This window comes from Streptomyces pseudoechinosporeus (assembly GCF_054783935.1).
Genome location: NZ_BAAGPS010000058.1, coordinates 74,721 through 99,125 on the forward strand (window position 1 = coordinate 74,721; position 24,405 = coordinate 99,125).

The 24,405-nt window shown below is 69.7% G+C and carries 19 protein-coding genes and 2 pseudogenes; 8 read left to right on the forward strand and 13 right to left on the reverse strand.

Annotated elements, in window-relative coordinates:
- Positions 1-16: 16 nt before the first annotated feature.
- Positions 17-2,134 (reverse strand): glycogen debranching protein GlgX, encoded by a 2,118-nt coding sequence (glgX, locus tag ACYVO6_RS37940; protein ID WP_461069465.1) that lies wholly within the window; start codon positions 2,132-2,134, stop codon positions 17-19.
- Between the two features lie 181 nt (positions 2,135-2,315).
- On the opposite strand from glgX, the gene ACYVO6_RS37945 reads away from it, so the two are divergent.
- The 4 genes from ACYVO6_RS37945 to ACYVO6_RS37960 all read left to right on the forward strand — a co-directional run bounded on the left by ACYVO6_RS37945 (position 2,316) and on the right by ACYVO6_RS37960 (position 6,703).
- A complete protein-coding gene (locus tag ACYVO6_RS37945; RefSeq protein ID WP_461069467.1) occupies positions 2,316-3,134 on the forward strand; it encodes a Tat pathway signal sequence domain protein in 819 nt (272 codons plus the stop codon).
- 60 nt (positions 3,135-3,194) lie between these two features.
- Entirely contained in the window at positions 3,195-4,526 is a 1,332-nt protein-coding gene (locus ACYVO6_RS37950; RefSeq protein ID WP_461069469.1) for a copper amine oxidase, read from the forward strand.
- A 102-nt stretch (positions 4,527-4,628) separates the two neighbouring features.
- A complete protein-coding gene (locus ACYVO6_RS37955; protein ID WP_461069471.1) occupies positions 4,629-5,861 on the forward strand; it encodes an SAV2148 family HEPN domain-containing protein in 1,233 nt (410 codons plus the stop codon).
- Between the two features lie 110 nt (positions 5,862-5,971).
- Positions 5,972-6,703 (forward strand): exonuclease domain-containing protein, encoded by a 732-nt coding sequence (locus ACYVO6_RS37960; protein WP_461069473.1) that lies wholly within the window; start codon positions 5,972-5,974, stop codon positions 6,701-6,703.
- Between the two features lie 176 nt (positions 6,704-6,879).
- Here the strand turns inward: ACYVO6_RS37960 and ACYVO6_RS37965 are convergent, their stop codons facing one another.
- The gene (locus ACYVO6_RS37965; protein ID WP_461069475.1) at positions 6,880-8,673 is read right to left on the reverse strand and encodes a protein kinase domain-containing protein; all 1,794 of its coding nucleotides are present in this window, start codon (positions 8,671-8,673) and stop codon (positions 6,880-6,882) included.
- An 87-nt stretch (positions 8,674-8,760) separates the two neighbouring features.
- A complete protein-coding gene (locus ACYVO6_RS37970; protein WP_461069477.1) occupies positions 8,761-9,822 on the reverse strand; it encodes a DMT family transporter in 1,062 nt (353 codons plus the stop codon).
- Between the two features lie 80 nt (positions 9,823-9,902).
- On the opposite strand from ACYVO6_RS37970, the gene ACYVO6_RS37975 reads away from it, so the two are divergent.
- Entirely contained in the window at positions 9,903-10,808 is a 906-nt protein-coding gene (locus tag ACYVO6_RS37975; protein ID WP_461069479.1) for a LysR family transcriptional regulator, read from the forward strand.
- Between the two features lie 136 nt (positions 10,809-10,944).
- On the opposite strand, the gene ACYVO6_RS37980 is transcribed toward ACYVO6_RS37975, so the two are convergent.
- Positions 10,945-13,215 carry an MMPL family transporter gene (locus ACYVO6_RS37980; protein WP_461069481.1) on the reverse strand — a complete coding sequence of 757 codons (2,271 nt, stop codon included), beginning with the start codon at positions 13,213-13,215 and terminating at the stop codon, positions 10,945-10,947.
- A gap of 416 nt (positions 13,216-13,631) precedes the next feature.
- On the opposite strand from ACYVO6_RS37980, the gene ACYVO6_RS37985 reads away from it, so the two are divergent.
- Together ACYVO6_RS37985 and ACYVO6_RS37990 are read left to right on the forward strand one after the other, a co-directional pair.
- Positions 13,632-14,840 (forward strand): S8 family peptidase, encoded by a 1,209-nt coding sequence (locus ACYVO6_RS37985; protein WP_461069483.1) that lies wholly within the window; start codon positions 13,632-13,634, stop codon positions 14,838-14,840.
- Positions 14,841-14,927: 87 nt separating this feature from the next.
- Positions 14,928-15,473, forward strand: a complete 546-nt coding sequence (locus ACYVO6_RS37990; RefSeq protein ID WP_461069485.1) for a DUF1697 domain-containing protein — start codon at positions 14,928-14,930, stop codon at positions 15,471-15,473.
- A gap of 4 nt (positions 15,474-15,477) precedes the next feature.
- On the opposite strand, the pseudogene mgt reads toward ACYVO6_RS37990, so the two are convergent.
- Positions 15,478-16,717 (reverse strand): annotated as a pseudogene (gene mgt, locus ACYVO6_RS37995) (macrolide-inactivating glycosyltransferase).
- A gap of 164 nt (positions 16,718-16,881) precedes the next feature.
- Between mgt and ACYVO6_RS38000 the strand changes: the two are divergent.
- Positions 16,882-17,736 carry a phosphotransferase enzyme family protein gene (locus ACYVO6_RS38000; protein ID WP_461069487.1) on the forward strand — a complete coding sequence of 285 codons (855 nt, stop codon included), beginning with the start codon at positions 16,882-16,884 and terminating at the stop codon, positions 17,734-17,736.
- Positions 17,737-17,782: 46 nt separating this feature from the next.
- Here the strand turns inward: ACYVO6_RS38000 and ACYVO6_RS38005 are convergent, their stop codons facing one another.
- From ACYVO6_RS38005 to ACYVO6_RS38040, 8 genes and pseudogenes are all read right to left on the reverse strand, one after another.
- Positions 17,783-18,325, reverse strand: a complete 543-nt coding sequence (locus ACYVO6_RS38005; RefSeq protein WP_461069489.1) for a GNAT family N-acetyltransferase — start codon at positions 18,323-18,325, stop codon at positions 17,783-17,785.
- Positions 18,326-18,405: 80 nt separating this feature from the next.
- Complete coding sequence (locus ACYVO6_RS38010) at positions 18,406-18,780, reverse strand: VOC family protein (RefSeq protein ID WP_461069491.1); 375 nt, start codon at positions 18,778-18,780, stop codon at positions 18,406-18,408.
- 153 nt (positions 18,781-18,933) lie between these two features.
- Entirely contained in the window at positions 18,934-19,671 is a 738-nt protein-coding gene (locus ACYVO6_RS38015) for a sirohydrochlorin chelatase (RefSeq protein WP_461069493.1), read from the reverse strand.
- 20 nt (positions 19,672-19,691) lie between these two features.
- Positions 19,692-20,606, reverse strand: coding sequence for an ABC transporter permease (locus ACYVO6_RS38020; RefSeq protein WP_461069495.1), 915 nt, complete (start codon positions 20,604-20,606; stop codon positions 19,692-19,694).
- Positions 20,593-21,381: an ABC transporter ATP-binding protein gene (locus ACYVO6_RS38025; protein WP_461069497.1), complete on the reverse strand. Its 789-nt coding sequence runs from the start codon at positions 21,379-21,381 to the stop codon at positions 20,593-20,595. Before ACYVO6_RS38025 ends, ACYVO6_RS38020 begins: the two co-directional genes overlap by 14 nt.
- A gap of 41 nt (positions 21,382-21,422) precedes the next feature.
- The gene (locus tag ACYVO6_RS38030; RefSeq protein WP_461069499.1) at positions 21,423-22,523 is read right to left on the reverse strand and encodes an aliphatic sulfonate ABC transporter substrate-binding protein; all 1,101 of its coding nucleotides are present in this window, start codon (positions 22,521-22,523) and stop codon (positions 21,423-21,425) included.
- 235 nt (positions 22,524-22,758) lie between these two features.
- Complete coding sequence (locus ACYVO6_RS38035; protein ID WP_461069501.1) at positions 22,759-24,114, reverse strand: sulfate adenylyltransferase subunit 1; 1,356 nt, start codon at positions 24,112-24,114, stop codon at positions 22,759-22,761.
- Between the two features lie 2 nt (positions 24,115-24,116).
- Positions 24,117-24,405 (reverse strand): annotated as a pseudogene (locus tag ACYVO6_RS38040) (sulfate adenylyltransferase subunit CysD); the annotation flags it as partial.

Genomic DNA, 24,405 nt, shown 5'->3' on the forward strand with positions numbered 1-24,405 from the left:
GCGCGGGGCTGCGACATCACGCCGGCCGTTGCAACACCATCACGCTCCGGTCAACGAGCGTCAGGCGATCCCCCGCCTGCACCTTCGCCCCCGTTCCCGGCGGCACCGCCTCGGCCCGCGCCGTGTCCACGACCACCTGCCACTGCTTCCCGTGATCGACCGGCACCACGAACTCCATGGTCTTCGGCGAGGCGTTGAACATCAGCAGGAACGAGTCGTCGGCGATCCGCTCCCCGCGCGGCCCCGGTTCGGAGATCGCGTTGCCGTTGAGGAAGACGGACAGCGCCCGCGCCTGCGTGGAGTTCCAGTCACGCTGGGTCATCTCCTCGCCGGATGGGGTGAACCAGGCGATGTCCGACAGCTCGTCGTGGGTGCCCTGCACGGGCCGCCCGTGGAAGAACCGGCGCCGCCGGAAGACGGGGTGCTCACGGCGCAGCCACACCATCGCGCGCGTGAACGCGAGCAGCTCGCCGCCGTCCTCGGGATCCTCGGGCCACGGCACCCAGGCCAGCTCGTTGTCCTGGCAGTACGCATTGTTGTTGCCGCCCTGCGTGCGCGCGAACTCGTCGCCGTGGCTGAGCATCGGCACGCCCTGGGAGAGCATCAGCGTCGCGATGAAGTTCCGCATCTGCCGGGCCCGCAGCTCCAGGATCGCCGGATCGTCGGTCTCGCCCTCGGCCCCGCAGTTCCAGGACCGGTTGTGGCTCTCGCCGTCGCGGTTGTCCTCGCCGTTGGCCGCGTTGTGCTTCTCGTTGTACGACACCATGTCGTGCAGCGTGAACCCGTCGTGGCAGGTCACGAAGTTGATCGAGGCGAGCGGCCGTCGGCCGTCGTCCTGGTAGAGGTCCGAGGATCCCGTCAGCCGGGACGCGAACTCCGCGAGCGTGCGCGGCTCGCCCCGCCACAGGTCCCTTACGGTGTCGCGGTACTTGCCGTTCCACTCGGTCCACAGCGGCGGGAAATTGCCCACCTGGTAGCCGCCCTCGCCGACGTCCCAGGGCTCGGCGATCAGCTTCACCTGGGAGACCACCGGGTCCTGCTGCACCAGGTCGAAGAACGACGACAGCCGGTCCACCTCGTGGAACTGCCGGGCGAGCGTCGCCGCGAGGTCGAAGCGGAAACCGTCGACGTGCATCTCGGTGACCCAGTAGCGCAGCGAGTCCATGATCAGCTGGAGCACGTGCGGGGAGCGCATCAGCAGGGAGTTGCCGGTGCCCGTGGTGTCCATGTAGTAGCGGGGATCGTCTGTCAGCCGGTAGTACGAGGCGTTGTCGAGGCCCCTGAAGGACAGTGTCGGCCCCAGGTGGTTGCCCTCCGCCGTGTGGTTGTAGACGACGTCCAGAATGACCTCGATGCCCGCTTCGTGCAGCGCGCGTACGGCCGACTTGAACTCCAGGACCTGCTGCCCGCGGTCGCCCCAGGAGGCGTACGCGTTATGGGGGGCGAAGAAACCGATCGTGTTGTAGCCCCAGTAGTTGTTCAGGCCCATGTCGACCAGACGGTGGTCGTTCACGAACTGGTGGACCGGCATCAGCTCCAGCGCCGTGACCCCCAGCTCCGTGAGGTGCTCGATGATCGCGGGATGCGCCAGCGCCGCGTAGGTGCCGCGCAGCTCGTCCGGCAGCGCCGGATGGCGCATGGTCAGGCCCTTCACATGGGCCTCGTAGAGCACCGTTTCGTGGTACTCGGTGCGCGGGAGCCGGTCGTCGCCCCAGTCGAAGTACGGGTTGACCACCACCGAGGACATCGTGTGGGGAGCCGAGTCGAGATCATTGCGCTTGTTCGGCGAACCGAAGTGATAGCCGTACACCTCCTCGCCCCAGTCGATGCTGCCGCTGATGGCACGCGCGTACGGATCGAGCAGCAGCTTCGCGGAATTGCAGCGCTGTCCGCGCTCGGGTGCGTACGGACCGTGCACACGAAAGCCGTACCGCTGCCCCGGCATGATGCCGGGCAAGTACGCGTGCCGCACGAACGCGTCCGACTCCCGCAGCTCTATCGCTGTCTCCGAACCGTCGTCATGGAGCAGACACAGCTCGATTCGGTCGGCGGCCTCCGAGAAGACCGCGAAGTTGGTGCCGGCGCCGTCATATGTGGCACCGAGTGGGTACGCCTGTCCAGGCCAGACCTGCATGGATACGACTCTTCCAGTTGTGCGACGTCGCTTGGGGCGACTCCGGCCCGAGTCTCCCCGAAAGTGATGGAACCACCTATGACTTACGTCCCTCTTACCGGTCGACCAGTGCATACGCGATACGTATGCCGACCAGTGGGGCTCAAAAGACTCCTAGGGATACAGGGGAGTAGGGGGAAATGTGCGCAACATAGTGCACCGCCATCTGGGCAAGGTGGTCGCGGGGGCGGGCATCGCGGTCGCCACGACCGCCGTGATGGTCGCCGTCACGCTGCCGGGCTCGGCGGGAGCCGACGACTCCGGCAGCGGGGCGGGGGCCGGCCAGGGCGCCCAGCAGGCGGGCCAGGGGAGCCAGGAGCAGGGCCAGGCCGCCGTGCAGCCGGGGCTCGTCGAGCAGGCCCCGGCGGAGGGCGACACGGGTGAGGGACGCGACCCGCTCACCGAGGACGAGACGAAACGTGTCGAGCAGCTCGCCCTGGACCGGCAGCTGCAGCGCTCCAGCGAGAATGTGGAGGGGGACGGGGGCCCGCAGCCGATCACCGTCGACCTCGCCGATCCCGAGACGAGCGAACTGGACGACGCGGACGCGCCGCGGCGCGCCGAGGTCTCGTTCTACGACTACAAGGATGACTCGCTCGTCACGAAGACCGTCAACCTCGACACCGGCAAGGTCGAGGCGACGGACACCCAGCAGGGTGTCCAGCCGCCGCTCAGCCGTGACGAGACCGTCGAGGCCGCGGAACTCCTGATCGCCGACCCGCTCGGCGACGGCCTGAAGGCGGACTACAAGGACGCCACCGGCAACGGACTGACCACGCCCGACCAACTGCTGCTCAACAGCATGGTCTACCGGGCGAACTCGGGTACGCCCGCCGCCCTCGCCGACTGCGGCGAGCACCGCTGCCTGCGTCTGTTCGTGAAGGCCAAGAACGGGCCCTGGATCGACACCCGTGACCTGGTGATCGACCTCAGCGCCCGCAAGGTCGCCAAGGTCGGCTGAGCCGAGCCGTATCAGTTCGCTTTTCCAACTCACGCTCTTCTGTAAGGAAGTCATCTCTCCATGCGCGTGAACAGAATCAGCCGTGCCCGCAGCCGGACGATGGTGGGCCTGTCGGTGGCCGCCCTGACCGTCGGCGCGACCTCGGCCGCGGGACCGGCCGTCGCCGAACCCGCGGCCAAGCCGAAGGCCGCCCCCGCGGCGGCCGCCGACTGCAGCGCGGCGTACAAGATCGAGCAGAAACTCGCCGGCGGCACCAAGTGGACGATGTGCTGGCACTACGAGAGCGAAGCCGGGCTCGTCCTGGAGAACATCTCGTACCAGCCCAAGGGCGAGACCCGTCCGATACGCGTCCTGACCAGCGCGAAGCTCGCCCAGATCCACGTCCCCTACGACGACGGCTCGGTCGAGTACGACGACCTCACGGGCGCCGGCTTCGGGCAGGGCCTGATGAACATGGCCCCCGGTGAGTGCCCCGGCGGCACCATCAAGACCGTCAAGGTCCCGGACGCCTGGGACCCGGAGCACCCGAACGTCAAGGGCCTGTGCACCACGACCCGCTCCCGCGGCCACGCCTACCGGATGCAGGGCGACACCGCGAACAAGGTCTATCAGCAGCAGGGCAAGGACCTGCTCGTCTACACCGTCAACCAGGTCGGCTGGTACGAGTACATCACCGAGTGGCGCTTCCAGGACGACGGCCAGATCAACATGAACGTCGGCGCCACCGGCAGCCTCTCACCCGGCGACTACGACGCCGGTGACGGCCGCGGCTGGCCGATCGGCAAGGGCGCCAAGTCGTACGCCACCAGCCACAGCCACAACGTCTTCTGGCGGCTCAACTTCGGCCTCGACGGCAACTCCAAGAACAAGGTCGAGCAGTACGACTCCGTGGTCAGCCCGCCCGCACAGGGCGGCGAGGCCCCGCGCAACAAGACCACCCGCACGCCGATCACCAAGGAACTCGCAGGCGACGCCAAGAACATGCGCTGGTGGCGGGTCGTCAGCACGACCGGCAAGAACAAGGACGACCACGCCCGTTCGTACGAGATCGTCCCCGGCGCCACGTCCAAGTACCCGGGCCGCGGCTACACCAAGCACGACGTCTACTTCACCCAGTACAAGAAGTGCGAGCAGTTCGCCAGCCACAACCTGCGCAACTGCGGTGCCGGAGCGGGCAAGTCCGTCGACAAGTGGGTCAACGGACAGAACCTCACCCACCCGGTGGCCTGGGTGAACATCGGCTTCCACCATGTCGCCCGGGACGAGGACCAGCAGCCGATGCCGGTCCACTGGCAGGGCTTCTCCCTCACCCCGCGTGACGTCACCGCTATGAATCCGCTCACTCCGCCCGCCCTTGCCGATCAGAACGGGCAAGTGGAAGAAGGAGGTTGAGAAACGACCTGTCCATCCGGCTGCACCGCCGACCGCCCACGGAGTACCCTTCCTTGATCGTTGGCTGGGGGAGTGCTCGGGGGAGCGGAAGGCGGTGCGCGGGTGGGCTCGGGAGGGCGGGAGTTGCCTTCTGGTGACAACGGTCACGAGGGGAACTCCACGGACGTCCCACCCGGGGCGGTGTCTCTGGCGCGACCGATGGAGATCGGTGCGGAGCTGGACTGGGGCGCCGACGCCTGGGGCGAGGTGCGTACGCGCGCCCAGCGGGCCGGGCGCGCCTACATCTGGCTGAACCTGGTCGAACAGCGGCTGCGCGCGGTCGTGGCCGCTGTTCTGCGCCCCATCTACGAACCCGTGCACGGCGAGGACGACTGGGTGGTCGCCGCCGCCGGACCCGCCGGCCAGGAGTGGGTGCAGCGCGCGGTCGCGGTACGCGAGGTCAGCCGCCGCAAGGGCTATCTGCTCGACCCCGCCGACGACAACGTCCTCAGCTTCCTCACGCTGCCGCAGCTGCGCGAGCTGATGGTGCAGCACTGGCCGTGCTTCGAGCCGTACTTCGACGAGCGCCGGGACGTCGAACTCGCCCTGGACGAACTGGAAGTCACCCGGAACGTCGTATCCCGCAACCGCGCCCTGTCCGAGGCCGTCCTGGCCCAGGCCGAGCGTGCCTCGGCGAAACTCCTGGAGATACTCGGGGCGGGCAGCGATGTGCCGTCCGCGCGGCGGCTGCCCGTCGACGCCGTCGAGAACCTCGTCGGCGACCGCTACGCGGACGTGGTGGCCGTACACCCCGACCGGGTGCGGCTGATGCGGCAGTTCCCCGCCGAGGACATCTTCGGCGGCGCCCGCCGCCTCGACGCCATCGGTATCGGCCTGAACCTCCTGGTGCAGAACTTCTCCGGACGGCGGCTGGTACGCCTTGCCGAGTCCGGCTGCCGGGTGCGGCTGCTGTTCCTGAACCCCGCCTCCAGCGCCGTGAAGCGGCGGGAGCGCGAACTCGGCATCAAGCGCGGCGAGTTGAGCCGCTCCGTCGAGATGAACATCCTCCATATGCGGCGTGTGAGGTCCCGGCTGCGCGATCCCGGCGCCTTCCAGATCCAGGTCTACGACGAGACGCCCCGCTTCAGCGCGTATCTCGTCGACGGGGACGGCTCGGACGGTATAGCGGTCGTCCAGTCGTATCTGCGCCGGACGCGGGGGATGGAGGCGCCGGTGCTCGTACTGCGCGGTGGTGGACGCGTGGTCAAGGCGGAGGACACCGGCGAAGAGGGGCTTTTCGGTACGTATCGCGAAGAGTTCGAACTGGCTTGGGCGGATTCGCGGCCTGTGTCCTGAAGGCTTCCGTTACAGGCAAGCGGTAAGCGGAACGCGGTCCTCTGATTGTCAGTGGCGCATGGGATCGTGGAGCTCACTGGGGGAACGCACCACGAAGAAGGGGGCCCGGCATGGGCTGGCACGGCGAGCTGCTGATCGGCTTCGACCTGGAGACGACCGGGACGGATCCGCGCGAGGCGCGCATCGTCACGGGAGCGGTGATCGAGGTCAGGGGCGGAGAGCCGATAGGGCACCGCGAGTGGCTGGCCGATCCGGGAGTCGAGATCCCGGCGGACGCGGTGGCGGTGCACGGCATCAGCAACGAACGGGCGGCCGCGGAGGGCCGCCCGGCCGACGAAGTGGCCGACGCCATCGCCTCGGTACTCGTCTCGTACTGGCGGACGGGCGTACCGGTCGTGGCGTACAACGCGGCCTTCGACCTGACCCTGCTCTCCGCCGAACTGCGCCGCCACGACCTGCCGTCACTGCGCGAGCGGCTCGACGGCCGGGCCCCGGCGCCGGTCATCGACCCGTACACCATCGACCGCTCCGTGGACCGCTACCGCCGCGGCAAGCGCAACCTCGAAGCGGTCTGCGCGGAGTACGGAGTCGCACTCGACTCCGCCCATGACGCCTCGGCGGACGCCCTGGCCGCGGCCCGCCTCGCCCGCGCCATAGCCGGCCGCCACCCGAAGATCGCCGCCCTCGGCCCGGCGGAGCTGCACCGCCGCCAGATCGAGTGGTACGCCGAGTGGGCGGCCGACTTCCAGAGCTTCCTGCGCCGCAAGGGGGACGCGACGGCGGTAGTCGACGGGATATGGCCGCTGCGGGACCTGGCGGACGTGACGGACGAACGGGTCTGAGGGCGCGCCGACCGCAAGGCCACGAACGGGACGCGGTGACACCGCAGCCCCGGCGTGGCCGTCATGCCCGGCGTCGGCTGTCTCGGCTGTCGACGCCGCTGCGGCGTACCGCTGAGCGGCGGGCCCACGTCCTCGACGACGCCACGGCGGCGCGACAGGGCACGGGATCGGGGACGTCACTCCGTGCTGCGCAGCGCGACCCAGGTCTCGCGGCCCACGACGCCGTCGGCGGCCAGTCCCTTGCCGCTTTGGAAGCTTCGCACCGCGGACTCCGTGCCGGGGCCGAAGTCGCCGTCCACGCCGGAGCTCCCCACGCTGTATCCGCGCTTCGTCAGCATGCACTGCACCTGCAGCACGCGTTTGCCGCTGTCCCCCGGGCGTGTGCGTCCGTTGCCGGAATAGTGCGTGCAGTCGGAGATCCATGGCGGGGTTGCGGGCTCGGAAGACGGGCTGCTCGGGGACGGAGTGGCTTCAGCGGGGGCGCTGGTCCCGGTGCCGGGAGCAGGGGGATCGTTTCGCCGGACGTCGTCGGCGGTGCTGGAGACCTCAGGACGCGAGGCGTCGACGCCGCCGACGCCGTTGGCACCATTGCCGGACGCACCCGGGGCGGACGTCCCGTCCGAGACTTCCGGCACCGGCGAGACGCCGGCATCGCCGGGCACGGTGCCGACGGCGGTCGGCGCACCGGCTCCCGGAGCCGAAGCGCTTGTGTCGGTGTCCGGACGAGTGAGCATGTAGACCCCGGCGGCCACCGCGCAGAGGGTGATGCCCGCGGCGACGGCCAGCACCGGCTTCCTCCGTGCCCAAGGACGGGCCCCTGCCGGGGGTGACTGCCCCGGGGACTGCCCCGACGGTGTGACGGCGGAAGGAGCTGCCGCCTGAACCGGTGGTCCGGAACCGGGCGGAGTGGGCTGGGGCACCGGCTCGGAAGGGGGCCGCGGCTCCGCCACCGGCCGGTCGTCCGAGGACCGTGGACGAGGCGCCTGTTCGACGGGGAGGCGGTGCAGCGCCTCGTACGCCCGCTGCCGGGCCAGCACCTTGCCGCGCAGCGGCTCGGGCCAGGCGGACGTCCCGGAGTGCGCCCCGGCCGCCGCGTCGATCAGGTCCTGTGGGGCGGGCCGCATCGCGGGTTCCTTCGCCAGGCAGAAGGACAACAGCGAACCGAGCGCCGCGTCCGCCGCCGAGACCTTGGCCATCAGCTCCGGATTCGGCTCCTCGAACGCCACCCGGTGCATCACATCCACACCCGTGCCGTCACCGAAGGGACCACGCCCCGTCGCCGCGTAGACCAGCGTTCCGGCCAGCGAAAAGACATCCGACGCCGTGTCGCACAGGCCCGTCCGCAGGTGCTCCGGCGACATGTAGGCCGGTGTTCCCACCCGGTTGCCCGTGCCGGTGATCGCGCTCGCGTCCGCGGCCTTCGAAAGGCCGAAGTCGATCACATGTGCACCCCGGACGGACAGCAGAACGTTGGACGGCTTCAGGTCCCGATGCACGATCCCCGTGGCGGCGAGGTCGGAAAGCGCCTGCCCCAGTTCCTTCACCAGACGCCAGACCGTGGCCGTCTCCAGGGCGCCGTCCTCACGTATGGCATCGGCCAGATCGAGTCCCGGGACGTACTCGGTGGCTATCCACAGCAGTTCGTCCTCGAAGCCCGTGCCGCATAAGCGCGGCGTGCGCGGCGTACGGACCCGAGCGTGCACCGACGCCTCATGCTTGAACCGGCGGCGGAACTGGGCGTCCTCCGCGTACTCCGGCCTGATCACCTTCACCGCGACCAGTCCGGGGCCGTCGTCCGCGGGACGAGCCAGATAGACCCGTCCCATGCCACCGCTGCCGAGCATCCCCAACGGCACATAGGGGCCGACACGGCCCGGGTCGCCGGGCCGCAGGGGTGCGGCACCGGTTTCCCGCAGTGCGGCAGCCTCGTTCGTTGGTGAGTCCGGTGGCGTCGGCCGCTGTTCTGACACGTACCCCCCGAAGTGATTTCATGCGTACGTCAGTTCGTCCCCAATGGGAGAACGAGGCTAACCCAGCCCGGACCTGCGTTCAGGCTTTCAATCACTTCTGTCACGCGGGCCACCAGGGATGGCTTGTTCTGGTGCTCGGTTTCGGTGACTTCGCTCGAGCGGGGGGACTTCCATGAGCGGGGGACCCCCCATCGCGGCGGAGCCGCATATGTCACAGCCCCGCGCACCTGAAGGGGCGGTGTCCTTCGGCTCCGGCGCGTTCGTCGCGGTGCTGCGATGGGCGCGCTCCACGGCCTGCCCCCAATACGTGCCGGTGACCATCAGGGCCGCGCCAAGGGCGGTGAGCACGGTGAAGTGCTCGCCTGCGAGACCGATGCCGACCGCGGCCGCCCAGATCGGTTCCGTGCCGAGCAGGAGGCTGGCCCGGCTGGCCGAGGTGCGCTGCACGGCCCAGGTCTGCGCGAGGAACGCGAACACGCTGCAGAACAGGGCGAGATAGAGCAGCTGCGCCCAGGCCGCGAGGCCGACGTGCGCCAGGTCCGGAAGGTCGCGGGCGGCGGGCGCCAGGAACAGGGCCGACCCGACCAGGGTCTGAACCGCCGTCAGCTGCAGCGGACGTATCGTCCGGCCCGCGGTGAGCCGTCCGACGAGGACCACGTGCGCCGCCCGCACCACCGCGGCGCCGAGCATCAGCAGATCACCGAGGCGGAGTGCGTGAAACCCATTGCCGGCCATGAGGAGCCCGACAGCCAGCACGCACACCCCGGCGGCGACGAAGAAGACCGGAGGCAGACCGCCACGGTGACCCGAGCGGTCCAGAAGAGGGGTGAGCACGATGGTCAGGCTGATGATCAAGCCCGCGTTGGCGGCGCTCGTGTGGGCGACGCCGTATGTCTCGATCAGCAGGACGGCCGCTTGTGTGACGCCCAGCGGCACACCGGCCCGGATCTCTTCACGGGTCCACACACGGGATCCTCGACGGGCGGTGGCGACCAAGCCGAGGCAGGCGAGCGCGGACAGCGCGTACCGCGCGAACAGCACCACCAGGACCGGGAGCGCGGCGGCTGCTGTCTGGGCGGAGAGATAGCTCGAGCCCCAGACGAGCGCGACAAGGAGAAGTACCGCATCGGTACGGCGGGCATCAGGCACGCGCCTACCTTGCCTCTCGCGATCCATGAAGCCCAGGGCCACCTTCTTAAGTAATCCTTTAGCTTCCCTACACTGAGGGAATGGACGAACGGCAGCTGAGGATCCTGCGGGAGCTCGGGGAACTGGGCAGCGTCACGGCGGTCGCCGAGGCGCTGCTGGTGACGCCTTCGGCGATCTCGCAGCAACTGCGGCTGCTGCAACGCGCGATGCCCGTCCCGCTCACCGAGCGACAGGGGCGACGGCTGGCGCTCACCGACGCCGGGCAGGCCCTGGCCGACGCGGCGATCGAGGTGGAGACGGCCCTGGCGCGGGCGCGGCACACCGTCGCCGAGTTCGTCGACCGGCCGGACGGTGAGGTGTCGGTGGCGGCCTTCCACAGCGCGGGCTCGGCGTTCTTTCCCCTCCTGCTGCGCGGCCTCGCCGCCCCCGGCGGGCCACGGCTGGCCCTCGCCGACGAGGACGTACCGCAGACCGACTTCCCGCCGCTGACCAGGCAGTACGACCTCGTACTCGCCCACCGCCTCGAGCACGCACCCCCGTGGCCGCGTACGGTGACCGCGACCACGCTGCTGCGCGAACCGCTCGACGTGGCCATGCCCGCCGATCACCCGCTGGCCGTGAAGCGGCGGCTCGTTCCACGCGATGTGGCCGACCAGCCCTGGATCACCGTGCACGACGGCTTCCCGCTCATGGCCACCATCGAAGCCATCGCCACCACCGCGGGCCAAAGGCTTCATCTCGCCCACCGCATCAACGAGTTCGCCGTCGTCGCCGAGGCAGTCGCCGCAGGCGGAGGTCTCGCCCTGATGCCCCGCTGGACCACACGCCCGCACCCCGCACTGGTCCTCAAGCCACTCACCGGCGTACGGGCCCGGCGCCACATCGACGCCCTCTACCGCCCCGAGCGCACGGCACGGAAAGCCGTCCGCACGGTTCTGGCGGAGCTGCACCGGGCAGCCGACGAGATCCGACGCCAGGACCGCTGAACATCGAGCTGGATGTCAGCGCATCAGCTCGTCGGGCCGTGTCGACACGCGGTCCCGTACCCGCACGCGGCCCCGCACACAGCAACGTGGCCGGGATGCGCACACCCCGGCCACGTACCGAACTACCGCGAGAAGGTCAGACCCCCACCTTCTCCCCCTCCACCGCCGGCGGAGGCGGTGAGGACACCGCACCCTGCGGGGACTCGTCGTGCGTGAGGTCCGGGAGGCGGTTGAGCCACTTCGGGAAGTACCAGTTGCGTTCGCCGAGGAGGGCCATCGCCGCGGGGAGCAGGACGCCGCGGATGATCGTCGCGTCGATGAGGACCGCCGCCGCGAGGCCCACGCCCATCTGCTTCATGGACTGCATGGACAGCGTGCCGAAGATCGCGAAGACGGCGACCATGATGACGGCGGCGCTGGTGACGACACCGGCCGTGGTGACAACACCGTGCTCGATGGCGTCCTTCGTCGTACGGCCCCGCAGCCGTGCCTCACGGATCCGCGAGACCACGAACACGTGGTAGTCCATGGACAGGCCGAAGAGGATCACGAAGAGGAACAGCGGCAGCCAGGTGATGATGGCGCCCACGCCCTCCGCGCCCACCAGCGAGGCACCCCAGCCGTGCTGGAAGACGCCGACGAGGATGCCGTAAGCCGCCCCCACGGAAAGGAGGTTGAGGACGATCGAGGTGATCGCGATCGTCAGCGAGCGGAACGACAGCAGCATCAGCAGGAAGGCGAAGACCACGACGAAGGCGAAGACCGGAGTCACCGCGCCGGCGAGCTGGTCGTTGAAGTCCTTCGAGCCCGCGACCTGACCGGTGACCGGCGCCTCGAGACCGTCGACCTTGCCGAGCGTCGCCGGGCGCACCTCGTCACGGATGGTTTCCAGACTCTTCTCGGCCTTGTCCAGGTCCGAACCGCCCACCAGCGGTACGTACACGAAGGCGACGTTCTGCGCGTCGTGCACCTTGACGTCGACCGGGCCGCGTGAGGCACCCGATTCCACCGCCTGCGTACGGAAGTCGGCGATCGCGGACTTCACCTCGGGCGAGTTGATGTCGTCGGCCTTGACGACCACCTCGGCCGGGTCGGAACCGCCGGGGAAGGCCTCGTTGACCCGGTCGTACGTCGCCACGATGGGCAGCGAGTCGCCGAACTCCTGGTCCAGGGTGAGGTTCTGGGTCTTCATGCCGAGCGCGGGAGCCGCGATGGCCAGCAGGGCGCCGGCCGCCACGATCAGTGAGATCGCGGGCTTCGCCAGCACCACCCGCAGCACGCTCTTCCAGAACCGGCTCTCGGCGCCCGCCGAACCACCGTTGCGCTTACGCCGCTTGTCCGGGTGCAGGAACGGGATCCGCCCCTTCTCCACCCGCTCACCGAGCAGCGAGAGCAGCGCGGGCAGCACCGTCACCGAACCGACCATGGCGACTGCCACGACCATCAGCGAGGCCAGGCCCATACCCTCGAACTCGGCGATCCCGGTGAACAGCATGCCCGCCATCGCCACGCACACCGTGACGCCGGAGACGATGATGGCGCGGCCACTGGTCGCCGCGGCGATACGGAGCGCGGTCTGCGGGTCGTGTCCGGCCTCCCGCTCCTCACGCTCGCGCCGCAGGTAGAACAGGCAGTAGTCGACGCCGACCGCGAGGCCCACCAGCAGCATCACGGAGCTGGCGGTGTCGCTCATCGGCATCACATGGCTGACGATGCCCATCAGACCCATCGTCGCGATGATCGCGGTGATCGCGAGGGCCACCGGCACCAGCGCCGCCACCACCGCACCGAACGCGACCAGCAGGATGCCGAGCGCCACGGGCACGGCGGAGTACTCCGCCTGCTGGAAGTCCTCGCCGAACGCGTCGTCGAACGTCTTCATCATGCTGGCGCTGCCGATCTGCTCGATCGTCAGCGACTCATGGTCCTTCTGCACCTCTGCGACGGCGTTGAGTACGGGCTCCACGCGCTCGCCCGCGGTGTCCGCCTCGCCGCGCATGTCGAACTGCACGAGCGCGCTGCGGCCGTCCTCGGAGATGGTGTCCGTCTCGTACGGCGAGGTCACCGCCGTCACCTCGCCGGTCTTCTCGACCGCCTGCATCACGGCCGTGACGGCGGCGCGGAAGTCCGCGTCAGTCGCCTTCATGCCTGAGTCCTTGGCCTGGACGAGCACGGTCTCCCCGGCCGGCTCGTCGATGCCCGCCTCTTCGGCGATGGTCGCGGCCTGGCTGGTCTCGCCGCTGATCTGTTCGCTGTCCTTGACCTCGACGGTGCCCGCCGCGGAGCCGAGCCCCATCGTCAGGACGACGAACAGCATCCAGATCCCGACGGCCGCCCAGCGGTGCCGGGCGCTCCAGCCGCCGGCCCGGGCGGCTATGCCCCGCACCCGTGTATCTCCGTTCCCCATGACGGGCTTGCCCCCTTGTCTGCGGTGACGGCCCCCTGCCGTCCCCATGGCTTTGAAGGTATGGGCCGGATAAGTGCATCTCGTCGTGCTGCCCGGTGAAGTGACGGAGGATCGAGTCCTCCCCTTGGCCCCCGTGACCTCCGCACTGGGGAGGAGGTGGCCCCTTACACGTAAATCGACTTCTCGGGGTCCGCGATGATGATGTCCGGCCTCTCGGACGCCGCGTCCGATCTGTCGCCCCTCACCCCCTTTGTTATTGCGAACGCTTGTTGAATGTGTCACAGGTGTATGTAGGTGTTGATCTGTGCGCGTCAATCAGCCAGGGTTTCAAGCCAACCGCCGGGTAACTTTCCGTGCCCGGCGGCGAGTTTCCCCCCACAAATCCCCCCACAGACACCACGAGGAGATTCCTCTTCATGGCAACAACCCAGCGTGCCCGCAGAATCAAGCTGACCGCGACCATAGCCGCCACCGCCACCGCGGTGGGCGTGAGCCTCGTCGTCGGCGCCACCGCCGGTGCCGCGACCCCGGCCGAGGGCAGGGTCTACGGGCTCGACGCCAAGGGCGCCGTTTCCGGCAGCTACATCGTGCTGCTCGACGAGAAGGCCACCAAGGGCGCCAAGAAGGACCTAGCCCAGGAGTACGGCGGTTCCCTGAAGCGCACGTACGCCTCGGCCGTCAACGGCTTCTCCGCGTCCGGGCTTTCTCAGACCGAGGCCAAGCGGCTGGCCGCCGACCCGTCCGTCGCCAAGGTGGTCCAGAACAAGAAGTTCCACATCGACGCCACCCAGGCCAACCCGCCCTCCTGGGGCCTGGACCGCATCGACCAGACCGCGACCGCGGGCGACGGCGCCTACAACTACCCCGACAGTGCCGGTGAAGGCGTCACCGCGTATGTCATCGACACCGGAGTCCGCGTCAGCCACAGCGACTTCGGCGGCCGTGCCTCGGACGGCTTCGACGCGATCGACAACGACAACACCGCGCAGGACGGCAACGGCCACGGCACGCATGTCGCGGGCACCATCGCGGGCGAGGCGCACGGCGTCGCCAAGAAGGCGAAGATCGTCGGCGTACGGGTACTCGACGACCAGGGTTCCGGCACCACCGAGCAGGTCGTCGCGGGCATCGACTGGGTCACCGCCAACCACGAGGGCCCGTCCGTCGCCAACATGAGCCTCGGCGGCGGTGTCGACGAGGCCCTCGACGCAGCCGTACAGAAGGCCATCGCGTCCGGCGTCACCTTCGCCGTCGCGGCGGGCAACGAGTCCACCGACGCGAGCCAGGGCTCACCGGCCCGCGTCCCCGAGGCCATCACGGTCGCCTCCTCCACCGAGGACGACCAGCAGTCGGACTTCTCCAACTTCGGTTCCTCCGTGGACCTTTACGCCCCCGGCTCGGAGATCACCTCCGCCTGGAACACCGGCGACGACGCCACCAACACCATCTCTGGTACGTCCATGGCGACCCCGCACGTCGCGGGCGCCGCCGCCGTCTATCTGGCCGGCCACCCCGACGCCGACCCGGCGACGGTCACCCAGGCGCTCACCGACGGCGCGACCGCGGACACGATCTCCAACGCGTCCCCGGGCACGCCGAACAAGCTCCTGAAAATCGTCGAGTAAGCGCGTAACGTCACCGACCGCGGCCGTCGTGCCCGCCCCCACGGGGCACGGCGGCCGCTTCGTCGTGTGCGGATCTATTGTGTGCGGATGACGACGTATGCGGCGCTGTTGCGCGGGATCAACGTGGGCGGCAGCAAGAAGGTGCCGATGGCCGAACTGCGCACGCTGCTCGAGGGACTCGGTCTCGGCGGGGTGAGCACCTACCTCCAGAGCGGCAACGCGATCTTCGCCGCGGACGGCGGCGATGAGGACTCCCTGGCCGCGGACATCACCGCGGCCATCGAGAAGCGCTTCGGCTTCACCGTCGACGTCCTGGTCCGCGACCACGCCTACCTCCAGGCGGTGCTGGAGGCCTGCCCGTTCCCGGCCGCCGAACTACATCCCAAGCAGCTGCACATCACGTACTTCTCCGTACCGGTCACCCCTGAACGGTTCGCGTCGATCGACCAACAGGCCTTCCTCCCCGAGGAGTTCCGCCTCGGGGAGCGCTGCCTCTATCTGTACGCCCCCGATGGCCTCGGCCGCTCCAAGCTGGCGGACGCCCTGGCGAAACCCCGCGTGATCAAGGGGCTGACCGCCACCACCCGCAACTGGAACACCGTGGTCAAGCTCGCAGAGCTGACCCGTAGTTGACCGCCTACTTGACCGCCGTGAGCTCCGCCTCGATCAGGTCCGCCGCCCGCTGCGTGCCACCCTCGGCCGCCATCTGGCCCTGGATCTCCTTGAGCCGTCGCGCTACCTCCGGGTCCCCGGCCAGCGTGAGTACGGCCTCGCGCAGGGTCTGCGCGGTCGCCTCCTCCATCGGTACGTGACGGGCGACGCCGAGTGCCTGGAGCATGTCGGCGTTGCCGAACTGGTCGACGGCCTGGGGTACGCAGACCATCGGCGTAGCGGTCGCCAGACCCTCCTGGCTGCCGCCTGCGCCGGCGTGCGTGATGAAGGCGTCGGCCTGCTTCAGGATCGCCAACTGCGGTACCCAGTCACGTACTTCCACATTGGCGGGGATCGCGCCGAGCTCAGCCGCATCGACGTGCTTGCCGATCTGGAGCACCATGTGCCAGCCCGGCAGGTCGCCGAAGGCCTCGACGCACTCGCGGTAGAAGGCGGGCTGCTTGGTGAAAGTCGATCCCAGGGATACGAGCAGTACGCGCTCGGCGTCGGCAGGGCGCTGCCAGTCGCCCTGCCCCGAGCGGTCGCCCTGGCAGGCGCCGACGAAGGTGTAGCGGCTCCGGTCGACCCGGTCGGCGTTGGGCTGGAGTGCCTCGGGGATGAGGACGAGGCAGCGGTCGGGGCGGCCCATGAAGTCCTCGACACTGAGGTCCATGCCGCTGTCGGCGATCCAACGTGCGAAGGTCTCGTAGAAGGCCTTGCCGCGCGGTGTCTGCTTGAGCGGCTCGAACATCGGCTTGCCGACCTCCTCCTCGTACCCCTCCCAGGCCACGAGGTTCGGCGAGAACTGCACGATCGGTACGCCCCAGCGGTGGGCCAGGGTACGGGCCGGGTAGGCCGTGATGTCGTACAGCACCAGGTCCGGCTCGTCCCCCTCGTACGCGGCCGCGAGCTGCGGCTCCGCCTGGAGGGCGTCGCTGAGGAACGGCTCGACGTGGTCGATCAGCTCGGTCCCCCACGCGTCCGGGTCGTCGTCGGTGGGCAGCGTGGAGTTCCACAGCTTGGGCTCGGCACCAGTCTCGACGACCTTCTCGGCGAAGGCGGGCGGGATCGCGTACGTCACGCGGTGGCCGCGGGCCACGAGCTCCCGGATCACCTCAAGGCTCGGGTTCACGTGCCCGTGGGCGGCGATGGAGAACATGGCGATGTGGGCGGGGCGTGGTGGGGTCATGACGGCGACAATACGCGAGACGAGACGTCTCGTGCAATCTGTTTTCGGACGTCCGGTCTCCGCGGTGGCGGGATCCGGCTGAGGGCTCCCACCTGGGCGAATGCGACACTGGGCGGCGTATGGCGCGATCTCGACGTCGTACGCGGGCACGCGGCGCGTACGTGTCTGATGCCGGACTGGGTGGCCACGGGAGGACGAGTGATGGACGAGGCACGGGCGCGGGACGTGCTCGCCGAGGCGGGGCTCGGGCGGGGCGGTGCGGAGCTGCTCGCGCTGGGCGAGAACGCCGTGTTCGCCGCCGGTGACCTGGTCGTCAAGGTGGGACGTGATGCCGAACTCCTCGACCGGGCGCGGCGGGAGCTGGCCGTCGCGCTCTGGCTCGCGTCGGCGGGCGTCCCCGCGGTGCGGGCCGCCGAGCCCGAGGCTCGGCTGGTGACCGGTCATCCGGTTACGGTGTGGCACCGGTTGCCCGATCCCGTACGCCCCTCCGAACCCCGCGATCTGGCCGAACTGCTGCGGAGGGTGCACGCCCTGCCCTTCCCCGACTTCGACCTGCCGCGCCGCGAGCTGCTGGGCGGCGTCGAGCGCTGGCTGCGGCTCGCGGGCGACGCGATCGACCCGGCGGACGCCGCGTATCTGCGCGAGCGCCGCGACGGCTTCGCGACGGCCGCCGCCGCGCTCACCCCGCAGCTGCCGCCGGGCCCGATCCACGGCGACGCGCTCCCGCGCAACGTCCACGTCGGCCCGGACGGCCCCGTCCTGGTCGACCTGGAGACCTTCTCCGCCGACCTGCGCGAGCACGACCTGGTGGTCATGGCCCTGTCCCGTGACCGCTATGGGCTGCCGACCGAGGCGTACGACTCCTTCACGGACGCATACGGCTGGGACGTGCGCGAGTGGGACGGCTGCGGCGTGCTGCGCGGGGCGCGCGAGACGGCCAGCTGCGCCTGGGTCGCCCAGCACGCGCCGAGCAACCCGAAGGCACGGGAGGAGTTCAAGCGGCGGGTGGCTTCGCTGCGGGAGGGGGACGCGACGGTGCGGTGGTATTCGTTCTGAAGCCGCGGCGGGTTCGCGCGGACGTGTGTCACTTCCCCGAGACCGCTTAGCCCTTCGAGTCCGGCTTCCAGTCCTGGACGAGCAGTCCGAGCAGCACCTCGTCCAGGAACTCGCCCATCACCCAGGCCGAGGAACGCAGCACGCCCTCGCGGACGAAGCCGTTGCGCTCGGCGGAGCGCAGCATCGCGGCGTTGTCCGCCAGCGTCTCGATCTGCAGCCGCTGCAGGCCGCGCACGACGAAACCGTAGTGGCACAGCACCGCGACCACGTCGGTGCCGTAGCCCTTGCCGCGGGAGGACGGCAGCAGCCCAAGGCCGATGTGCGCGGACCGGTTGTGGTTGTCGATGTTCCACAGCGACGCGCTGCCGACCAGCGTGCCGTCGTCCAGCTCCACCACGGAGAACTGGACGTGCCGTTGCTCTTTGTCGTCCACCACGAACTGCGCGTCCTTCGAGCCCGGCGTGATCGGCCGCCACGGATGGCCTTGGGCCCGCGAGGCGTTGACGACGTCGTCGTAGAGCTCGGCCTGCAGGATCGGGATGTCGTCCTCGTGCCGGGCCCTGAGCCCGACCTTGCTGCCCATTAGCATGCAAGCTTCCTATCCGACCGGGCCGGCCGGCGGCAAACCAATAAAAGATCGCCTCAGTGACTGCGATGGGCCCGGTGGACTCAGTGGAGGCAGAGGCAGAACGGATGGCCGGCCGGGTCCGCGTAAATCCGCCAGTTGGCCTCCGGGCGGAGCTGGTCCGTCCGCTCCAGCACGGTCGCGCCAAGGGTGAGCGCCCGCTTCTCCTCTCCGTCGAGATCGTCCACGTCGAAGTCCAGGTGAACCTGCTGCGGGCGCTCCTGGCCGGGCCATTCGGGCGGTCGGTAGCCGTCCACCCGCTGGCAGGCCAGCGGTATCCCCTCGAACCCGTGCACCTCGACCCAGTCGGAATCCTCCGGATCCGCGACCACCCGCCCGCCGAGCAGCTCCGCATAGAACTCCGCGAGCCGAACCGGATCGGCGCAGTCCAGCGCGACCGCCTGCAGCTTTCGAATCACTTCCGACACCCCTCGCTCTTCAGCCGCTTCCGCGACGCCCCCGTACGGAGGGGTCGTACCCGCAGCGACGGCGGGCATGCGCGGCGGTACGCCGGACCGCCGCCGCGCTTCACCGAAAGGGGCGGCACCGGCAGGATCCGCGACAGCGGCCGCTCACGCCCCCACTGCCGCCAGCGCCGGCACCCGCGCCCCGTCGTACCGCTCCAGCAGCACCCGCGCCACCTCCGGCGCCGGCCCCAGCACATCCGCCAGTACGTCCGCCCCGGCCGCGCCCCGCGCGATCCGGTCCGGCAGGAACCCGGGAGCGAGGACGTACGGTGCCACGGCCACGCGGGCGCAGCCCAGCGCCCGCAGCTCGCGTACCGCGTCCTCCGTGCGGGGGAGGGATGCGGAGGCGAACGCAGGTCGCACGGCGCACCAGCCGGTGTGCCGCCACTCCCGCGCGATTTCTGCGATCACTGCGATCGCCTCCGGGTCGGTGGACCCCGCCGAGGCCAGTACGACCCCGGTCGAGGACTTGTCGGCCGGGCTCAACCCGGCCCCGTACAGCCGCCGTTCGAGCGCGGCCGTCAGCAGCGGCGACGGGCCGAGCACCTCGGCCTGCCGGATCCGTAGCCGTGACGGTGCCTCCCGCAGCACCGCCGGGATGTCGGCCTTCGCGTGGAAGGCCCGGGTAAGGAGGAGGGGGAGTGCCACCACGTCCCGTACTCCCTCTGCCGCCAGCGACTCCAAGACCGCCGGGACGGAGGGGATGTTGAAGTCCAGGAAGCCGGTCTCCACGCGCAGGCCCGGGCGCATGGCGCGCACCCGGCGTACCAGGGCGTGCACCGTCGCGGCATGGCGCGGGTCGCGGCTGCCGTGGGCGATGACGAGTAGGACCGGTCGGCGCATGGGACGTGACACTCCCCGGGTCAGCGGTTCGGGAGGAGACCGCGGCTGCGCAGCACCGACCGCTCCAGCGGACTGAAGATCAGCAGGTCGATGGCGATACCGACGATCAGGATCAGAAGGATGGCGAAGAAGACCATGGACATGCTGTTCGCCGTACGACCGTTCTCCAGCAACTGGCCGAGACCGATGCCCAGTTCCGGCGAGGACGCGATGATCTCCGCGGCCATCAGCGAGCGCCACGAGAACGCCCAGCCCTGCTTCAGACCTGCCAGATAGCCGGGCAGCGCGGCGGGCATCACGATGTGCCAGGTGCCGCGCAGGCCCGTCGCCCCGAGCGTACGGCCTGCCCGCAGGAACAGCGGCGGCACCTGATCGACGCCCGACACCAGACCGTTGGCGATGGAGGGCACCGCGCCCAGCAGGATCACCGCGAACATCATCCGGTCGTTCAGGCCCAGCCACAGCACGGCCGGCGGCACCCAGGCCACCGACGGCAGGGACTGAAGGCCGGACAGGATCGGGCCGATCGCCGCCCGGACGAACTTCACGCGCGCCACCAGCAGACCCAGCGGCGTACCGATCGCCAGCGCCATCAGGAAGCCCAGCAGCCCGCGCGAGACGCTCGTCCAGATGTACTCGTGGAGCGTGCCCTCCAGCCAGGCCTCCCGGACCTCGCTCCAGACCTCGGACGGCGCGGGCAGCTTGTAGCTGTCGACGACCTTCGCCCACACCAGGATCTGCCAGACCACCAGGACCAGGAGTACGGCGACGACCGGCGGCAGGATCTTGTCGACGAGGGTCTTCCGGAAGGGCGTACGTCCCGTCTGGACCGTCTCCAGGGCGTCCAGGCCCGCTTCGAGCCCGGCGAGATCGTTGCCGTCCCCGGCGGCCTTGCCCCCGGTGGGTTTGGCGTCCGTCGCCTCAGTGCTGGCCATGACGGCGGATCTCCCCACGCAGTTGTTCAGTGATCTCGACGGACAGCTCCGCCACGTCGGCGTCCTCGATACGGCGCGGCTGCGGAATGTCCACCGTCCACTCCCGTGCGATACGGCCCGGGCGCGAGGACAGCAGCACCACGCGCTCGGCGAGCCGTACCGCCTCGCGCACGTTGTGCGTCACGAACAGCACCGACAGGTTCGTCTCGCGCCAGATGCGGGTCAGCTCGTCGTGCAGCACGTCCCGGGTGATGGCGTCGAGTGCCGCGAACGGCTCGTCCATCAGCAGGAGTTTGCTGTCCTGCGCAAGCGCGCGAGCCAGCGCGACCCGCTGCCGCATACCGCCCGACAGCTCGTGCACCCGCTTGCCGTACGCGCCTTTCAGCCGGACCAGCTCCAGCAGCTCCTCGGCCTTGTCGCGCCGCTCGGACTTCGCGATGCCCCTCAGTTTCAGGGCGAGTTCGATGTTCTTGCCCGCGGTCAGCCACGGGAAGAGGGCGTGCTCCTGGAACATCAGCGCCGGCCGGCCGTCCGTGGTGATGCCGCCGACGGTCGGCTTGTCCAGGCCCGCCACCAGGTTCAGCAGCGTCGACTTGCCGCACCCGGAGGCTCCCAGGAGGGTGACGAACTCGCCGGGCGCGACATCGAGGGTGATGTCGTCGAGGACGAGCTGTTGTCCGGCCGGGCCGGCGAAGGACTTCGAGACATGCTCGATGCGCGCGGCGTGCGCCACCGACGTACCGGTGTCGGCGGCCTTGGCGAGGGCGGTTGCCATGGTCGTCACCTCCTGGGAACTCAACGGGATGGATTTCGGGCTTACTTGACGCCGAGACCGGCGTCGTCGACCTCGGGCTCGCCCTCGGCCTTGAGGACCTTGTTCAGTGGTGCGAGGTCGTAGATGCCCTTGAGGTCGGGCTTCTCGAGCAGACCCGCGTCGACCGCGTGCCGCGCCTCGGCGTCGAGGGTGGCGGCCAGCGGATCGTCGGTGAACCGGATCGACTTCCAGGCCGGATCGAGCACCTCGGCCGGCAGCGGCTTGGCGGTCAGCTCCTCGAGCTTGGCGTTGGCGGCGGCCTTCGCCTCGTCCGGGTGGAAGTTGATCCAGGCGTTGGTCTTCACCGAGCCGCGCAGCACGGCCTCGACGACGTCCGGGTGCTCCTTGAGGAACGTCTGCGACACGATGATGTTCGTGATCACGAACTTCTTGTCGGGCCACAGATCGGCCTCGTCGAGCAGCACCTTGCCGCCCTCCGCGACCAGCTTGGAAGCGGTCGGCTCCGGCACCCACGCACCGTCCACGGAACCGGACTTGTAGGCGTCCGGGGTGATCTTGTTGTCCGTGCGGACCACGGACACATCGCCCTTGCCGCTCTGCGCGTCGACTTCCCAGCCCTGCTCCGCGATCCAGTGGAGGAACGCCACGTCCTGCGTGTTGCCGAGCTGCGGCGTGGCGATCTTCTTGCCCTTGACGTCCTTCAGGGACTTGATCTTCTCCGGGTTCACCACGAGTTTCACACCGCCGGACGCCGAACCGCCGATGATGCGCAGTCCCTTGCCCTCGGTCGTCGAGTAGCCGTTGATCGCGGGCGACGGGCCGATCCAGCCGATGTCGATCGAGCCGGAGTTGAGCGCCTCGATCTCCGCGGGACCCGCGTTGAACTGCGAGTACGTGGCCTGCGTACCCCCCAGCTCCTTCTGGAGCAGCCCCTTCTCGTCACCGACGAGCGCCGTGGCGTGCGTCAGGTTCGGGAAGTAGCCGATCCTGACGGTGTCGGCGGAGAGCTTCTTGCCCTGGGCGGCGACGTTCGCCGTGCCGTTGTCCTTGGCCTGGGAGCCGTATCCGCAGGCCGGCGCGGCGAGCGCCAGCAGGGGCACGGCCACCACCACCGCGAGGCCGCGGCGGAGGGCGGAGTTCATGGCAGGCACGGGAGGGGTTCCTCTCGTCGGCCCGGCGGTCACGCTCTCAGGTCGTGGCCGGGGGATCGGCAGGGGGTTTTCGTCGGTACGGGGCGCGCCGGCAATGCGCGTACGCCATCACACACATCGCGCCACCCCGCCCTGCCCGCTGCCGAGCGCACCGCTGCCCACGCGGCCGCCCTCCTTCGCGAAGGTCGAGAAGACATCGCCGCTGGTCATGTCATCGCTGGTCATGTCAGAAGTCCCAGCCGTCGTCGTCGGCCTCGGTCTTCACCGGCTCTGGCGAGGCGAAGGACTCGCCGACCATGCCCGCCGTCAGCGTCGTCCCGTCCGCCGGGTCGATCAGGATGAACGAGCCGGTGCGCCGGGAGTCGGCGTACGCGTCGACCGGCAGCGGCTCGGCGGTACGGATCTTCACGCGGCCGATGTCGTTGGCGACCAGGTGTCCCGGGTGCGGGTGCAGGGACAGGTCGTCGAGGGTCAGCCGGGAGGGGATGTCCTTGACGATCGCCTTGACCGTGCGGGTGCCGTGCTTGAGCAGCACACGGTGGCCGATGGTCAGCGCCGCGTCCGCGACATGGCACACGGTCGCCTCGATGTCCTGCGTGGTCGCGGGCGCGTCCTTGCTGGGCACGATCAGATCGCCGCGCGAGATGTCGATGTCGTCCTTCAGCAGGACCGTCACCGATTGCGTCGTCCAGGCCACGTCCACCGGCTCGCCCAGCAGATCGATCCCGGAGATCTTCGACGTACGGCCCGAAGGCAGCACCGTGATCTCCTCGCCTACGCGGAACGCACCGGCCGCGATCTGGCCCGCGTATCCCCGGTAGTCCGGGTGCTCGGCGGTCTGCGGGCGGATCACGTACTGCACGGGCAGGCGTGCGTGGCAGGTGGCCAGGTCGTGGGTGACCGGGACCGTTTCCAGGTGCTCCAGGAAGGTCGGGCCGCCGTACCAGTCCATGTTCGCGGACGGGTCCACGACGTTGTCCCCGGCGAGCGCGGAGATGGGGATCGCGGTGATCTCGGGGACGCCCAGTTCGGAGGCGTACGCCGTGAATTCCTCGGCGATCGCGGCGAAGACCGACTCCTGATAGTCGACGAGGTCCATCTTGTTGACGGCCAGCACCACGTGCGGGACGCGCAGCAGGGCCGCGATCGCGGCGTGCCGGCGGGTCTGCTCGACGACGCCGTTGCGGGCGTCGACCAGGATCACCGTCAGCTCGGCCGTGGAGGCGCCGGTGACCATGTTGCGGGTGTACTGCACATGGCCCGGGGTGTCGGCGAGGATGAACCGGCGGCGGGCGGTGGCGAAGTAGCGGTACGCCACGTCGATGGTGATGCCCTGCTCGCGCTCGGCCCGCAGCCCGTCGGTGAGCAGCGCGAGGTCGGGTGCGTCCTGACCGCGGCTGCGCGAGGCGTGCGCGACGGCCTCCAGCTGGTCGGTGAGGACCGACTTGGAGTCGTGCAGCAGCCGTCCGACGAGGGTGGACTTGCCGTCGTCGACGGACCCGGCGGTGGCGAACCGCAGCAGGGTCGTCCCCGACAACTGCTCGACCGACAGCGGCTCGGTGGGTTCGGTGGTGCTGGTCATGGTTAGAAGTACCCCTCGCGCTTGCGGTCTTCCATCGCGGCCTCGGACAGCTTGTCGTCGGCACGCGTGGCGCCTCGTTCGGTGAGGCGCGAGGCGGCGATCTCGGCGATCACCGCGTCCAGCGTGGTGGCGTCGGAGTCGACGGCGCCTGTGCAGGACATGTCGCCGACGGTGCGGTAGCGGACGAGGCGCTTCTCGACGGTCTCGCCGTCCTTCGGGCCGCCCCAGTCACCGGCGGTGAGCCACATGCCGCTGCGCTGGAAGACCTCACGCTGGTGCGCGAAGTAGATC